The 309-nt window shown below is 60.8% G+C and carries 1 protein-coding gene; it reads left to right on the forward strand.

Going from position 1 to position 309, the window contains the following annotated elements:
- Positions 1-309, forward strand: a 309-nt coding sequence (locus DQG13_RS30450) for a transposase (protein WP_181593113.1), incomplete at both ends; no start/stop codon positions are given.

Below are 309 nucleotides of genomic sequence, written 5' to 3' on the forward strand. Positions count from 1 at the left end.
AGTGGCTAGATCACGTGAAGATCGAGCAGGCATGTCTGCGTCTGACGTTCGAGGAGTACCGGCAAAGTATTCGGGAAACCCAGGAGCGGATCAAACGCTACGACCAGGCCATCGCCCAAGAGGCCCAGGCCAGCGCGCACGCGCCGCTCATCGGGGCGATGCAAGCGCTGCGGGGAGTGGCGGTACTGACGGCGACCACGATGGTGTCGGAATTCATGGACATGTCGCGTTTTCCAACAGCAGGAGCGTTCATGAGCTACTGCGGTCTGGTGCCCAGTGAAAACTCGACAGGGGATAGCCGACGGCAAG

Origin of the sequence: Paenibacillus sp. YN15, assembly GCF_003285005.1 — a bacterium.
Lineage (GTDB): Bacteria > Bacillota > Bacilli > Paenibacillales > NBRC-103111 > Paenibacillus_AR.